This is a genomic window from Ornithobacterium rhinotracheale DSM 15997 (assembly GCF_000265465.1).
In the GTDB taxonomy this organism is placed as follows: Bacteria; Bacteroidota; Bacteroidia; order Flavobacteriales; family Weeksellaceae; genus Ornithobacterium; species Ornithobacterium rhinotracheale.
This window is the reverse complement of sequence record NC_018016.1, coordinates 1,035,643-1,051,039: the sequence shown is the minus strand read 5'-3', so window position 1 is coordinate 1,051,039 and position 15,397 is coordinate 1,035,643. Positions and strand designations below refer to the sequence as shown.

Below are 15,397 nucleotides of genomic sequence, written 5' to 3'. Positions count from 1 at the left end.
TTAAATTTCTATTTGTACGACTGCTTTTTTAATGTCCCCAAACGGGATTTTCTCTACTTTTTCCACCGTGTGCTTGCCTTTTCCCACGGGTTTCTTTTCGCGCTGTTTCCAAGTCAGTGTGATTCCCTCTTCGTTCACCTCTTCAAGGCGTGCTTTGATTTCGCCTTGGCTTTCGGTTTTCACTTTGAGTAATCTACCTATATTTTTCTTGAATTGTCTTTCGCTCTGCAAAGGATAGTCCACCCCTGGCGACGACACCATAAGCGCAAAATCTTCTGCCTCGCGATCCAAATTATGCTCTATATGGCGGCTTATGCGCACCACCTCTTCCATGGGTAATCCCTCATCACCATCTACCAACACTTGAATTTGGTTTTGGGCGTCTATGCTCCAGTCTACTAAAAACAAAGCTGGATTTTCTGCAATGGCTTCGGTGAGTAATTTTTCTACTTTTTCTTTCATAATTTAGTACAAAAAAAGAGCCTCTGTAATAGATGCTCTTCGGTATTTTCTTCCCTAAAAACAGGGCAAAGGTACAAAATGTTTTTATTTTCAGCAAATTATGTTTAATTTTTATTCCTCCAAGCTACGAACAAAAAGCTAGCTCTAAAGCATTTATACCCCAAGAGACACAAAGGTTACTAGCAAAAAGCCCCCACTGAACTTGACACACAAATACGCATCGCGCTGAGTTTCCATGCGCACAGAAATCTATCGCGATGCGCACAGAAATTTTGCTGGATGCGCACGGAAATTTATGCCCTTGCAGGGCGCTTATTATCAGCGGATTACAACAGCGCTTTTTTTAGGCTAAAAACATAAAAAAACAGAGGCTTTTAGTGCCTCTGTTTTGGAGATGAAATAATGAATAAACTTCGGCTTATTCTCGCTCATATTTAATGTCGCTCAACGCCTTTTTAAGCGCTACCCCTGGGGTAAAGATGACTTTAGCACCTTTGATTTTAGTGGCATTAAAGTCTTTCTCATTGCCTACGCCCTCACTGCTTAGCGAAAGGCGAAAAGTACCAAAATCGCCTAACTTTACACTCTTGCCCTCGATGAGCTCTTTGGGCATTTCTTCTAATAAGTTTTCGATTACATTGGCAATATCTCCTACTGTGAGCGAGGATTTTTCGGCAATGTTTTTTGCTACCGCACGCTGGCTAACGGTGCCGGCATTTACCGCATTGGCATACCATTTTTTGCTCTTATCTTGCGGATTGGCTTTTTGTACTAATTTGTATTTCATTTTTTTTGTTTTTTCTATTTATAATTGTTTGTTTATATTACTTAAGGCTCTCTGCGTGAGACCCTGAAATCAAAGATTCAGCGGAGCTAAACATGTTCAAGGTGACAACACATCGCCACTTCGTTTGTGCGTGCGTCTTTGAGCAGTGAACTTATATACTCAGTAAGTTTATCATCTCTTGCTGTTGTTTATTCACACTTTTTAGCTGAGCGATTATTTCACTTTGTTGGTGTATCAGTTTTTCTATATAAGTAACAAGCAAACTCATACTCTGTTTACTTGTATGTCGTTGTGTTTCTTTATAGTCTTGGTACTTTGGCTTGCTTATTAAGCCTTGTTTCTCTCCTCTAAAAATGTCTACTAAACTTCTTAAGCCTAACTTTCGCATTGTTGATAGGGTAGGCATTGCCAATCCTAAACTTTTGTAGGTTTTACGAATATTCTGCCGAATAAAGGCATCTAATCGCTCAAATAAACTATGTACATTGGCATATTTATAATAGTGTCCAAACCCATTCACTTTTGCATTTAGACTTTTTATAAACGAGCGTTCTTCCCATTTTTTCTTCGTCCTTAAAAACTTCTGACTCTGTTCTTTTATCTTATTTTTAAAATCTTCTATCTTCCATGGGGAAATAGACACATAACCGCCCGAAAAGCGATAGCCACAGAAATCTAAGGTGTCTTTTGAAAATCTGCCTTGCTGTACTTTTTCTACATTAATACGCAATTCCATATGGTATAAATAATTAATGAAAGAGTTGTAAATTTCCTCACACTTCTCCCTACTCATACATAAAAACACCAAATCATCTGCATAGGCTATAAACTTACACTGAGATTGCTTCTTAAGTGGCAATAAGTAATTCACATAAATGAGTGGAGCCAGTGCTTTTGCCATTCCACTATTCAGTGGAAGCCCATAAGCCTCTGTGGGCAAAGTCTGAAAAAAATGATGTAACAAAGGTAAAACTGCCGTTTTAAAATTCTTAGGAACATAACTTAATCCTATCAGATTTTTATAAGCTAGTTGAGCTTCCACCATAAGATGGTGATGGGATAGCGAAGGATAAAACTTTGCAATATCTACTTTTAAGAAATAAGGGTATTGTTTCTTATGTTGCTGTATATAATGCGGAATATCCCCATGCTTAAAGCCTTGATAGCACACTGTAGGAAGCCTTTTTGCCATGAGTTTTGCAAAATATTGGCGAAGTACCCCTCCGCCCTCTTTTATAGGATCTCCGTGGGGCAACACCATATAGGGAGCGGGTTTGCGGAAGATTTTAGGCATAATGTCTTAGTTTTTTTACTATTTTTAAAATATTAGTTAACCCGTAGTGCATTATCCAAATGAGATTAATTTATTGTGATATTGAATGATAATCAGGAAGATCATTTTCGCCAATATTCCCAAAGAAAGGAAAAATTTTCGTTTTCTTCGCTGCAAACGCGCCTTTCAATTTTAGATAAAAATAAAATTGCAACTTGTCCCTAGGCGGCTTGTAATTTTATTTAATTGAAAACCAGTAAAATTCACTATTCTTCCGTCACATGAGCAACCTTTTTTATAATGCACTACGGGTTAGTTAGTTTATTTTATTAATTATAAAAGCCTACAAAGTCTTTATAGATAAGCCTTTGCAGGCTTTTGGGGGTATGGTGGTTAGTTTGTACCTTTTTTAGCGAACCCATAGGGTTACATTATGTTACCCTATAGGGTTACCGCCATACTTAGCCTTACCCGCCTGTTTTTTACTTACAAGCTTAAGCGGGCTGGCGGCAAACCGCTGTGAACGCACGCTTAATCCTTGATGCAGCGAACGCTATGACCATGCGCCCGATCACCACTGTTCCCCGCAAAGCTCATGTTCCTTTTAAAGTATATGCTCCATACACCAAGGTCCTTTCTACCGTCACTGCTCCAGTAATCACCGAGGGTACTCGTTTCTTCGATAGCGCCAAAGTTGTTATATCGTGAACCGGCCGCAGGAAGACGTAATCCGAATTCGTCCCACATCTCAGAATTCCATATCACATTCACGTCGTTAGACTTACCTGTAATCACATCATGCAACGCCACCTGCTCTTTATGCGTAGGAACATGATAACCAGACGGACACGGGTTGGTGGAACCCTTAGGCTTCCATAAATTCCACTTAGATGAATTTGAATTTAACGAAGAATTAACCCATGAATAAGGCGGATCATTATATCTGATAAACATATTAGTCCCTGCATTAGTCCACCAAGTAGAGATAGAACCTGTACCAGTGTATTTCGGCGTACCACTGGTTGAGCTTGACCAATTTATCAACTCATGACCATCTGGATTACGCTGCCACTGGAAAAGAGAACCATAAGCCTTCCAGTCCGTTTTGCTGGTGGCTTGCTGAACTGGGTTAAAATACGGAGAACCCACTCTCGCATACTCTGCCCCTAAGTTGTTGTTAAGCCATGTTCTGCCGTCTGGTCCTTCTATTGGCACATAGATAAATTCATGCTCTTTTACTTTCGCGCCATAGCCTACACAGTCAAATGTCGTTTTGCCAAAGCATCGGTCTGGGATACCACCTATACCTTTTAATACAACATCGTAACGTGTACCATTCATATCAATAGGGAAGGTAGCAATGGTATATTGCTCGCCAGGTGCCATTTGCTTTACTAAATACTCGCCGTCGCCGTCTACATTTATCGTGGCGGTAAGCTCGCCTTGCACTCCAAAATTACCCGCAGGGATAGAAAGGCTTAAATCGTTTACATCGCCACCTTGCCCTGGTGCGGTTCTTATGTTATTAATGTTTACAGCATTATACGAGCCTTTCCCATTGGTATATGGGATTTTTATCGTTACTTTTTCTGCTCCGTTGTTTATTTTCCCTGGAACAACGGTATTGGTAGGCTGGTAATACAAAGATACCGTGTAATTGTCTTTGTTCGCAACACTTGCAGAACCTAAACCTACTTGGGCTTGCTGGTCTGCCGTCAATCCTAAATGATTAAAGTTTGCCATCAGCACACCCTCTTCTGGGGTGCCTGTAAGGGTGTAGCTTAGCGTGGTTTTGCTCCCTGCTTGTAGGCTGATACTTTTATTTTCTCCGCCTTTGATACCAATGCTGGCGCCGCCGTTCTGCAAGCTCACAGCACTGGCAAAATTCACATTGCTAATGGGAGAAAAACCATTGTTTTGCAACTCAAACTTTACTTTATTGCCTCCAGAAAAGGGGATACCTGCGATATAAGTCCCTTCAAAGCCCGCTGGCACTATCGCCACATTTTGGGACTGTGCACTCGTCGCATTCGGAATACAATCCCAATGGGCTCGACCACCTTTCAACCCAAAATACATCTCTAAACATTGTTTAGTAGTATTAAAAATCATTGTACCCACCTTAGGGTTTTCAAACTTAGCACGCTGTTCCGTACTAAAATTGGGGAACGATACCCCTTGGGGCTGTGTGCTATTCTTTCTCAACAATTCCTCATTTCGGGAAATGTCTAAACTCGCCTCTGGTGCATCGGTATTGATACCAACGCGCCCCTCTGCATCTTGCTGCGCAAGGGCTACACCGCCTGCCAGCAACATTCCTAGAAGATAAAATCTTTTCTTCATCTTTTTTACTTTTTTAAAATTAAACTTTATGATTTATTACTTTTTATTTTTCTTTATATCACACGGGATTTTGTATAGTGTTTCCTTTTGCAGGGCTAATTCAACTATGTGAGAGGAGAATTAACTCCGCCCATGCACCTGCTCATTAACGCTTCGCTTTGTTTGAGCGGGTGAACCTTTGCGCACGCAGGGTGAGTGAAGGCAGGTTTAGGGAGAGCCTCCATAGCGAACTTGAAAGCCTAAGCTTTCAAATAGCGGAGGCGAACCCCGTGCCGTTAGGCAAACCGCTGCCTTCGCTCTTGACTTTTTCGTTTCACATACTCTTGCTCCAAGTCTTCGCAAGACTTTGGGTCAAGCCAAAAGAACAAGAAAGAAAACACTAGCACTATACAAAATCCCAAAGAACTTCTCTTTTATATATTTTTTACAGCTGTAAAGCTGTGCTACTTTCAACAAAAAAGCCTTACCATGGCATTAGGGGCATACCACAGCAAGGCTAAAACTTAAAAACGATTGTCGGCTATTCTCATAGCGAACTCTACATAACAACTTTCCTAACGGTTTCGCTAGAAAAATTAAGTATGAAAAAAAACATTCTACTAGGAAGCGCGTTCCACGAGAGTATATGAAAAAAAGTATTTTACAGTGTAGGGCACTGCAAAAACATTTATTTTTAGATAAACATAAAGCCAATGCTCCTAAACGGAACTTTGGCTTTATTCTCTTTATACAATATAGTATAGCTAGCAACAAACTAGCAACAATATTTTTGGTTTTTAAATAAAGGAAAGAAGCATTTGCACAAGCAAATAGACAAACTATATTATAAGGTATATAATTGTGTGTGTGTGTGTGTGTGTGTGTGTGTGTGTGTTTACGCTTTTTCTTGAACTAGGCAAGAAAAAGTTGTTAAACTTATCATAATTCATTATATGTTGCACACGCTGTTTCATAGAATTGTGGCAAATATAGCAATTGTTTAGATTTTGAATAGAGTTTCCTACAATTTTTACTATAAAACTTTCAAGGTGCTAGCCATGCTTTTTACTTGCGCTCTCAAAATTAATCTTTAACTTTGTAGAAATTTTTGAAAGATTATGGCACACAACAACCTAGATGAGTTGTACGAAGATATGGGCGACGGGCACATTCCCGGCAATCACGAAACGCCCCTAAGAGACGATGCTTTTGCCTTGCCAGATGAGCAAAAAATCGCCTCTATTGAGGAGAATTTTCACCAAATCATGCAGACGCTTGGGCTAGACATGACAGATGATAGCTTAAAGGGCACGCCTCGCCGTGTGGCAAAAATGTTTGTAAAAGAGATTTTTGGCGGATTAAGCCCAGAACGCAAACCTAAAATGTCTACTTTTGAAAACAAGTACCAATACAACCAAATGCTTGTGGAAAAGGACATTGTGGTATATTCTACTTGTGAGCACCACTTTTTGCCTATCGTGGGGCGTGCGCATGTGGCATATATCTCTAAAGGTAGCGTGGTGGGGCTTTCCAAAATCAACCGAATTGTGGATTATTACGCCAAACGCCCACAAGTGCAAGAACGCTTGACCATGCAAATCGTGCGTGCGATGCAAGAAGCACTTGGCACCAAAGATGTGGCTTGCGTGATCGACGCAAAACACCTGTGCGTGAACTCTCGCGGAATCCGTGATATTGAAAGTAGCACCGTAACAGCAGAATTGGGCGGAGCGTTTAAAACCAATCCAACAACGCGTGCCGAGTTCCTTAAATACATAGGAATGGAAACTAGATTTAATGTTTAATCTTTCCTTCAACTTAAATAATTAAAACAAACCGAATGGATCATAATTTAAAAATCTACGACTCTCACTCGGGCAAAAAAGAAAAATTCGTAAGCATTCACCCTAATTTTGTGGGCATGTATGTCTGCGGACCTACGGTTTACTCAAGTGTTCACTTGGGAAATGTGCGAACTTTTATGTCCTTTGATGTGGTTTTTAGATACCTTCAGCACATTGGCTACAAAGTGCGCTATGTGCGTAACATTACCGATGTGGGGCACCTTGAAAACGATGCCGACGAGGGGGAAGATAAAATCTCTAAAAAAGCCCGTTTAGAACAGCTTGAGCCTATGGAAATCGTGCAACAATATACCACAAATTTCCACCGAGTGCTTGAACAGTTCAACAACCTACCGCCGAGCATTGAGCCTACGGCTACGGGACATTTAATCGAGCAAATCGAAATCATCAAAAAGATTTTGGACAACGGTTTTGCTTATGAGAGCAATGGTTCGATTTATTTTGATGTTAAAAAATACAACGAAAGCCATTCTTACGGAGAGCTCAGCAAGAGAGACATCGAAGATTTGATTTCAAACACGCGTGCCTTAGACGGACAGTCAGAGAAAAAGAATCCACAAGATTTTGCCCTTTGGAAAAAAGCTTCTCCTGAACACATCATGCGCTGGCCCTCGCCTTGGAGCATAGGATTCCCAGGCTGGCATTTGGAGTGTACCGTGATGAGCACCAAATATTTAGGCGATACTTTTGACATTCACGGAGGTGGAATGGATTTAAAATTCCCTCACCACGAGTGCGAAATTGCCCAAGCTAGGAGCGCCAATGATGGGCAAACGCCCGTGCACTACTGGATGCATGCCAATATGCTCACAATGAATGGGCAAAAAATGTCTAAATCCACAGGAAACACCATTTTGCCAGAAGAGCTATTCTCTGGCGATAATCCATTTTTTGAAAAAGGGTTTCACCCGATGGTTGTGCGCTTCTTTATGCTACAAGCTCACTACCGCAGCGTGCTAGACCTTTCAAACGAGGCGATTATGGCAGCAGAAAAAGGATTCTTGCGCTTGGTGCAGGCCAATCAAGTGCTAGACCAATTGCCTGTGAGCGAAACTTCTAACTTAAACATCGCTGAATGGGTAGCCGAGTCTTATGCTAAAATGGACGACGATTTCAACACACCTATGCTGATTGCGCAATTGTTCGAAGCCGTGAAATTCATTAATTTAGTAAAAGACGGAAAAGAAACTTTAACTCAAGCCGATAAGGATTTATTGATTGAAAAGTTCAGAGCCTTTACCCAAGATGTTTTAGGCTTAAAACTAAACGAAGCGCAAAGCGAAGACGCTGGGCAACTTGATACCGCGATGAAGCTTTTAATCGACATTAGAAAAAAAGCCCGTGAAAACAAAGATTGGGCAACTTCAGACCAAATTCGTGATGAATTGGCAGAAGGGGGTATCCAATTGAAAGACGGCAAAGACGGAACGACTTACACAATTAATTAATATTTAATCAAAACCCTACCTTGGCAACTCGGTGGGGTTTTTACTTTTAACCATGATGAAAATTCCACCACTTAAAAAAGGCGCAAAAATCGGTGTGATTGCTCCCGCTGGTCGCATCAAAAAAGGCGAATTGGATTTTGCCAAAAATTGGTGCAAAATGCAAGGCTGGGAACTTGTAATCCCCGAAAATATTTATGCCGAATTTGATTTAGGCTACTGGTATGCAGGCAACACAGAACATCGTTTGCAGCTTACACAAGCTGTGCTAAACGACGGTTCGCTTGATGCCATTTGGTGCGCGCGTGGTGGATACGGCTGCGTTAAAATCATTGATGGATTGGATTTTACTCAGTTTAAGAATCAGCCGAAATACCTCATCGGGTATTCGGATATTACGGTTTTTCATAATCATTTAAACAATTTAGGGATTCCTACTTTGCACGCCGTTACGGCAAAACCACTCAATACGGAATATTCCCATGAAACTCACCAAACGCTCATCGACGCATTGCAAGGGAAACCTTTAAAATACGATTTACCCGCCAATCAACTGAACATTTTGGGCGAAGCCAAAGGCAAACTCGTGGGCGGAAATTTATCCATTATTTACAGTCAGATGGGGAGCAAAACGGCAATAGAAGGCGATGATTTAATCCTATTTATCGAAGATTGGTACGAGAACTGGTACCATGTCGATCGCATGCTCGAGGGGCTTAAACGCTCGGGCTTGTTCCGTCGTGTGAAAGGCGTGATTTGCGGAAGTTTTACCAAAATGGATGTGGAAGAAGAAAACGAATTTTATACCGAAAACTTTGACCCAATTGCCAATCAAGTGATTTATGAGCAAGTGAAATCGCTCGGCATTCCTGTTGCATTTAATTTCCCTGCGGGGCACTTTGGCGACAATAGGGCTTTAATCATGGGCTCGGAAGTCTTGTTCAAAGTCTCAGAAAAAAATACAATTTTGGATTTTCTAGGCTGAAAAAATCCATATTTTACTATATTTTTAATTAAAAATTTATGGCAGAACACAACGAATTTGGAGAATTGGCAGAAAACTACGCCGCAGAGAAATACCGAAAAAATGGCTATGAAATATTAGCCCAAAATTGGTATTTTCATCCTGCGGAAATCGATATTATTGCCAAGCGAGACAATGTTTTAGCCATCGTAGAAGTGAAAGCTCGCCATAGCGAAATTTTTGAAAATCCAGAAGATTCGGTAACGCGAGCCAAGAAAAAAAGGCTCATCGCTGCCGCCGATGCCTACATTCAAGAGAATGACCTAGATGTAGAATGCAGATTTGACATTGCAGTGGTAACCAAAAAAGGGCAAAAATTACATTTTAAGGTATTTACAGATGCTTTTTATGCCCATGAGATTTAAGCTCTTTCCAAATAAAAAGAGAAAGTAGTGCCTTTGCCATAGGTGCTTTCTGCCGAGATTTTCTGATTATGGGCTTCTAGAATATGTTTCACAATTGCCAAGCCGAGCCCGGAACCTCCTTGCTGACGGCTTCGGGATTTATCGGCACGATAAAAACGCTCAAAAATGCGTTTCATCTCCTCGGGTTTAATGCCCATTCCCGTGTCCGAAACACTGATTTTCACTAAATCTTTCACTACTTGAAACGAAACTTTCACCTTGCAAGCACGCTGCGAGTGATTGATGGCGTTTACGATTAAATTCATTAAAACCTGTTCGATTTTTTCGATATCGCCACTCACTTTAATGGGCTCATCATAAGACTTATCAAAGCCCAGTTTCACATCATTGTTTTCTGCCTTTATTTCTAGAAGTTCAAAGACTTCTTGCACGAGTGCTACGATGTTAAAGGGATAAATGTTTAGCTTTAAATTCCCCGATTCCAGCTCCGTGATTAAGTCTAAATCTTTGACTATATAAGTGAGACGCTCCACGGATTTATTGATTCGGTGAAGGTATTTATCGCGTATGCTTTCATCGTCTACCCCGCCCTCTATGAGCGTGAGCAAATAGCCTTGAATGGAGAAAAGTGGCGTTTTCAACTCATGTGCCACATTGCCCACAAACTCACGGCGGTAGTTCTCTCGCTCATAAAGCGTATCTAGCTCCTTTTTTTCCTTCTCTAGTTTTTCTGCTATGGTTTTTGTGCTTAAATTTTCTTTTGTAGAATGAGCTTTTAATACATCTTGGTTTTCTACATAAGAAATCAACAAATAGTTGCCTATAAATAATGCAAAATAGAACACCACTCCAAAGAAAACTTTCTCCTTTTCTTCGCAAATGCTGCTATTCCCAAAATAAAACATGAGCATGTAGATGCTCGACAAAACAAAGCTTATAATAAACTTAAATCCTTTCTTCATTTAAAAAAATCTCAATCATTGATTTTGTAGCCCACACCTTTAATGGTGGTAAAACGGTCTTTCCCGAATTTTTCTCTAAGTTTTCTTATATGCACATCGATGGTGCGCCCGCCCACGATAACCTCGTTGCCCCAGACTTTTTCCAAGATTTCCTCTCGCTTAAACACGCGTTGCGGATTAGATGCCAAAAGTGCCATCAGCTCAAATTCCTTGCGCGGGAGCGTATAATCCTCTCCTTGGTAGCTTACCTTGTAAGTCTCTCGGTTGATTTTAATATCTTTTAGGCTAATGATTTCTTCTGTGAGCTCTGGTTTCTTTAGTTTTAAAAGAGCTTTAATCTTGCTCATCAGTACCTTAGGCTTCACGGGCTTAGTGATATAGTCGTTGGCTCCTACTTCATAGCCAGCCAATTGAGTAAATTCCTCGGTGCGTGCTGAGAGGAAAACAATCAAGGTTTTGGAAAGCGATTCAATTTTTTTAATCTGATTGCAAGCCTCTATACCATCCATTTCGGGCATCATAATATCGAGCAAAATCAAATCGGGTTTTATGATTTTTGCCTTGCGCACGCCCTCCACACCGTTTACGGCAGTTTCTACCTCGTAGCCTTCTTTTCTTAGGTTATAACTTAAAAATTCCAAGATATCGGGCTCATCATCTACCAATAAAATTTTGTTTTTGCTCATAATAAATTGTTTTCAAGGGTAAAATTACGATTTCTATGGGATTTTTTGCAGTAAAATCATTGAGGAAAACATTTCTTAATGTTAATTTAAAGTACTTTACTTTCACATAACACATTGGTAAACGAAAGATAATTTAGGCATAACCTTTTGTTGTTTTAAATGTAATTCCTTTGCGGTGTTGAAGAATTTACATGAAAATGAAAAAAATCTTATTGATTCTAATAGTATTATTCCCCATTTATCTAGCAAATGCGCAAGTGAGCATCATGGGAACCGTGAGAGATGCGCAAGGGAACCCGATAGAAGGAGCCGAAGTTGTAGTAGAAAACACCGATGTGGTGTACTATACCGAAGCCGATGGCTCGTACAATATTCAAGTGCCTACTGAGGGCGATTATACTTTAAAAGTAGCGGGATTTAATTTTAGCAATATTTCTAAAAAGATTAAGGCTAAAATGGGAAAAAACATCCACGAAATTTTTATCCCAAATGATTCCGAAGGCACCTCTGTTACCACGCTCGACGCGGTGGTGGTGGACGCTCAAGCCAATAAAGCCAACGAAGTTTCCTTATTAAATGCTCAAAAAAAGGCACTCGCCATCAGCGAAAACATCGGTGCTGTGCAGCTGAGCAAGCAAGGTGTGGGCAATGTGGCAACGGCTGTGACCAAAGCGACCAGCACCGTGAAACAACAAGGAAGTAGCACTTTCTCGGTGCGCGGATTGCTCGACCGATACAACACCACAAGCTTAAACGGATTACCGATTCCGTCGAATGATCCAGAAAACAAAAACATCGATTTAAGCCTTTTGAAAACCGACATTGTTCAATACATTGGGATTGAAAAAGTGTTTTCACCTTATAACATTGGGGATTTCGGCGGGGCAAACATCAACATCGTGTCTAAAGAATTTAGCGGAAAACCTTATTTAACGCTTTCGCTAGGCTCTTCTGCCAACCTCGAGGTGCTGAAACAAAAGGATTTCTATTTGCCTAAAAATCAGAATTTCTTAGGTTTTAATCAAGTAAAAACACCGAGCAACTCGCTTGAAATATACGATTTCAATTCATGGAATTTTGAAAAGATTAAACGCCCATTGCTTAACTTAAATATGTCGCTCGAGGGCGGTAGAAGTTTCAATGTTTTGAATCGAAAGTTAAATGCGTTTTTCTATGCAGGTTTTGATAACGACTACACCACTTCAAAAGGAATCGAAGGGAATTACAACGCACAAGGCAACAAGCTTAGCCTTTACGATACAAACAAAAATAAATACACAACCAACGCGACAGGTTTAGTGAATTTGTTTTACAAAATCAATGCAAATCACAAATTAAAATTCACTTCAAACTACATTCATTCTTCGGAGCAAGAAGTGAAAAATTATTATGGCTACCACTACGACTGGGCACAAGAAGGTAAAGGAGTTGTGCGTCGTGGCTTGTTTAAAACAACGCAGCTTTTTGTGAATCAATTGGGCGGAAAACATAACTTAAACGAAAAATTTGAATTAAACTGGATTGCGGGGTACAATGCGCTACACAGCGAGCGACCAAACCGAATCAGCAATAAATTAATCTACGATGGGTTTGAAAGCTCGTATAAACTCAAAAGAGACGGTGGCTCATCAAACAGATATTTTGATGATTTAAAAGACAATGAATTGGCAGCCAATGTGGATTTAAAATATTTCTTATCAGATGATTTAAATTTTGATTTTGGGTACCAAGGGCGTTTCAAAGACAGAAAATTCTGGTCTAAACAATACGATTTTGAATACACCGATGCGCACATTGGCGAAAGCTTGGTGCCAGATATCCACAACATCGATCAAGTGCTGAATGCAGAAAGATTTAGCCAAGGATTTTTCAACATTCGTTCGAATTTCTTGTATAATACCAAAGAATTAACGCCCATGTCATTCAACGGATCACAAAATGTGAATGCAGGCTATGTGAGTGCCAATTACAAATTTAGCCCAGCTTTAACGGCTCAATTGGGCGTGCGATTGGAAAGCGTAAGCCAAAACATCGCATGGAAAACTAACTTAGGTTCGCTCGACGGGAAAAGCGATTTCGACACGCAATACACCAAATTCTTGCCGTCGCTTAACTTAAAATATAAATTAGACGAATACCAAAACATTAAATTATCGCTTTCTAGAACCTACACCATGCCTCAGCTAAAGGAGCTGGCTTACTACATCTACGACGACATCAGTGAGCAATCGCAAGGAAACCCATTCTTGAAACCGTCTGACAATAACAACTTAGACATCAAATGGGAAGTGTTCCCTAAAAATGGCGAATTATTCTCAATTGGATTGTATACCAAATATATCCAAAATCCGATTTCCAAAGCACTCGTGGGCGAGAGTCTATACTCCTACCTCAACATTGGCGACCAAGCCTATGTGTACGGAATTGAAGCTGAAATAAGAAAAGACCTTTGGGAACGCGATCAATATAGAATTTACACCTTTGCCAATGCATCTTACTTACAATCTAAAACCGACTTAAACAACGATAAAATTAGAGGAAATTCGCCTTTCTCTGTGGATTTCAACAAAGATAGCGAGCAACTGGAAGGGGCTGCCAATTTCGTAGCCAATGCCAATGTAGGGATTGATTACAACCTCAACGCCAGTCGTGGCAGCAAGCTAAACTTTGTGATTTCCTACTCATACATCGGCAAACACCTCTACTCTATCGGGACACAAGGTTTAGGACGCGTGGTAGAACAACCTTTAAACTTGCTTGATGCGGTTTTAAAACTAAAATTAAACGATAAAATTTCATTTGGGCTAAAGGCTAAAAACCTTTTAAATCCTAAAATCGAGCGCATTCAAGAAAACCAAACGCCTTCGGTGATTTATCAATACAAAAACGGAACCGAGCTAGGATTAGGACTTTCGTATCAATTCTAAAAAATCAATAAAAAATAAAAGAAAACAATTAATTAAAATTTTGTAGAAAACATGAGAAAAAATTTCGTAAAAATCTTTTTAGTAGCTGGATTAAGCTTTGCAACATTAGGAACATTTACTTCTTGTAGCAGCAACGATGATAGCAACAACAATGGAGGCGGAAAGGCACCCGTAGAAGTAGCAGACACCAACTTGGGCGGAACCAATGGAATTTCGCTTAAAAAAGGACAAAGCTTGCATTTAACAGCCGATAAATCATGGAAACTTAGCGGACCTCTTTTGGTAGGTGATGGAGCAACTTTAACGATCGATGCAGGAACTACAATCACGGCTTCTGGCGGAACTAGCTCTTACCTTGCCGTAGCTCAAGGAGGGAAAATCTTTATCAACGGTACGGCTCAAAAGCCTGTAATTTTTACCGCAAGTGAGAAAAAAGCATGGGGTGGTATCGTAGTTTGCGGTAAAGCAAGCATCAACACAGGAGCTTCTTCTACCTCAGAGGTAGGAAACTTGCCATATGGTGGAACTAATGATGCCGACAACTCTGGTGTTATAAAATATGTGCAAATCAAGCATGCAGGAGCTCGTTTTACTTCAGAAAAAGAATTTAACGGACTTTCTCTTTTCGGCGTGGGTAACGGAACTGTAATCGAGGGCGTTTCTGTAATCGACGGAGCAGACGATGGTATCGAATTCTTCGGAGGTACTGTAAATGTGTCTAAAGTGGTTTCCATCAATAACGAAGACGATGCTATCGACTGGACAGACGGATGGCGTGGAACTTTGACAGATGCTTATGCGCGTAGAGATTTAAACAACATCGGGAACAGAGGAATCGAAGCCGATAATAATAAAAATAACAACGACGCTTCACCTCGCTCAAACCCTACTTTGAGAAACATTACCCTTGTGGGGCACGCTGGTACACAAGATGAGAAAGAAGGAACTAACTTATTCCGTGTGGGGACTTATGCTACGCTAGACAATGTAGTGGTTTCTGGCTGGGCTGTAGGGTTCACTTTCAAAGACAAAGCAACCACAGACTACTTTAGCAAAGGAAAACACATCACCAATGTAAAATTTGAGAATGTAGCAACCAAAGTAAAAGGAATCGAAGAAAGTGCAATCTCTGAAAACGAAGCAGCAACAGGCGCAGGCGCAGGCACTCAATTACCAGACTGGGCTAAAGGCTGGAGCGGATACAATCAATAAACATTATTCATTCTTTGTATAAATTTAATTATTATCCCAATAAGCACCTTTCCTCATGGGTGCTTAT

The 15,397-nt window shown here is 40.4% G+C and carries 12 protein-coding genes; 6 read left to right on the top strand and 6 right to left on the bottom strand.

Features of this window, described 5'->3' with window-relative positions:
• The 4 genes from rimP to ORNRH_RS04830 all read right to left on the bottom strand — a co-directional run bounded on the left by rimP (position 1) and on the right by ORNRH_RS04830 (position 4,865).
• Complete coding sequence (rimP, locus tag ORNRH_RS04845) at positions 1-462, bottom strand: ribosome assembly cofactor RimP (RefSeq protein WP_014790789.1); 462 nt, start codon at positions 460-462, stop codon at positions 1-3.
• 418 nt (positions 463-880) lie between these two features.
• Positions 881-1,249 carry an HU family DNA-binding protein gene (locus tag ORNRH_RS04840; protein WP_014790788.1) on the bottom strand — a complete coding sequence of 123 codons (369 nt, stop codon included), beginning with the start codon at positions 1,247-1,249 and terminating at the stop codon, positions 881-883.
• Between the two features lie 151 nt (positions 1,250-1,400).
• The gene (locus ORNRH_RS04835; RefSeq protein ID WP_014790787.1) at positions 1,401-2,543 is read right to left on the bottom strand and encodes a reverse transcriptase domain-containing protein; all 1,143 of its coding nucleotides are present in this window, start codon (positions 2,541-2,543) and stop codon (positions 1,401-1,403) included.
• Between the two features lie 510 nt (positions 2,544-3,053).
• Positions 3,054-4,865 carry a fibrobacter succinogenes major paralogous domain-containing protein gene (locus ORNRH_RS04830; RefSeq protein ID WP_014790786.1) on the bottom strand — a complete coding sequence of 604 codons (1,812 nt, stop codon included), beginning with the start codon at positions 4,863-4,865 and terminating at the stop codon, positions 3,054-3,056.
• A 1,097-nt stretch (positions 4,866-5,962) separates the two neighbouring features.
• Here ORNRH_RS04830 and folE point away from each other — a divergent pair.
• The 4 genes from folE to ORNRH_RS04810 are packed head-to-tail and all read left to right on the top strand — an operon-like array spanning position 5,963 to position 9,543.
• Complete coding sequence (gene folE, locus ORNRH_RS04825; RefSeq protein ID WP_014790785.1) at positions 5,963-6,649, top strand: GTP cyclohydrolase I FolE; 687 nt, start codon at positions 5,963-5,965, stop codon at positions 6,647-6,649.
• Between the two features lie 35 nt (positions 6,650-6,684).
• On the top strand, positions 6,685-8,157 hold the full coding sequence (gene cysS / locus ORNRH_RS04820) for a cysteine--tRNA ligase (protein WP_014790784.1): 1,473 nt from the start codon (positions 6,685-6,687) through the stop codon (positions 8,155-8,157).
• Between the two features lie 52 nt (positions 8,158-8,209).
• Positions 8,210-9,139, top strand: a complete 930-nt coding sequence (locus ORNRH_RS04815; RefSeq protein WP_036601342.1) for a S66 peptidase family protein — start codon at positions 8,210-8,212, stop codon at positions 9,137-9,139.
• 38 nt (positions 9,140-9,177) lie between these two features.
• Positions 9,178-9,543 (top strand): YraN family protein, encoded by a 366-nt coding sequence (locus ORNRH_RS04810; protein WP_014790782.1) that lies wholly within the window; start codon positions 9,178-9,180, stop codon positions 9,541-9,543.
• Here ORNRH_RS04810 and ORNRH_RS04805 read toward each other — a convergent pair.
• Entirely contained in the window at positions 9,540-10,505 is a 966-nt protein-coding gene (locus tag ORNRH_RS04805) for a sensor histidine kinase (protein WP_014790781.1), read from the bottom strand. The genes ORNRH_RS04810 and ORNRH_RS04805 overlap by 4 nt on opposite strands.
• Before the next feature lie 11 nt (positions 10,506-10,516).
• On the bottom strand, positions 10,517-11,191 hold the full coding sequence (locus ORNRH_RS04800; protein ID WP_014790780.1) for a response regulator transcription factor: 675 nt from the start codon (positions 11,189-11,191) through the stop codon (positions 10,517-10,519).
• A gap of 197 nt (positions 11,192-11,388) precedes the next feature.
• On the opposite strand from ORNRH_RS04800, the gene ORNRH_RS04795 reads away from it, so the two are divergent.
• Together ORNRH_RS04795 and ORNRH_RS04790 are read left to right on the top strand one after the other, a co-directional pair.
• The gene (locus ORNRH_RS04795) at positions 11,389-14,118 is read left to right on the top strand and encodes a TonB-dependent receptor domain-containing protein (protein WP_169313183.1); all 2,730 of its coding nucleotides are present in this window, start codon (positions 11,389-11,391) and stop codon (positions 14,116-14,118) included.
• 51 nt (positions 14,119-14,169) lie between these two features.
• The gene (locus tag ORNRH_RS04790; RefSeq protein ID WP_014790778.1) at positions 14,170-15,330 is read left to right on the top strand and encodes a hypothetical protein; all 1,161 of its coding nucleotides are present in this window, start codon (positions 14,170-14,172) and stop codon (positions 15,328-15,330) included.
• The last annotated feature ends 67 nt before the right edge of the window (positions 15,331-15,397 follow it).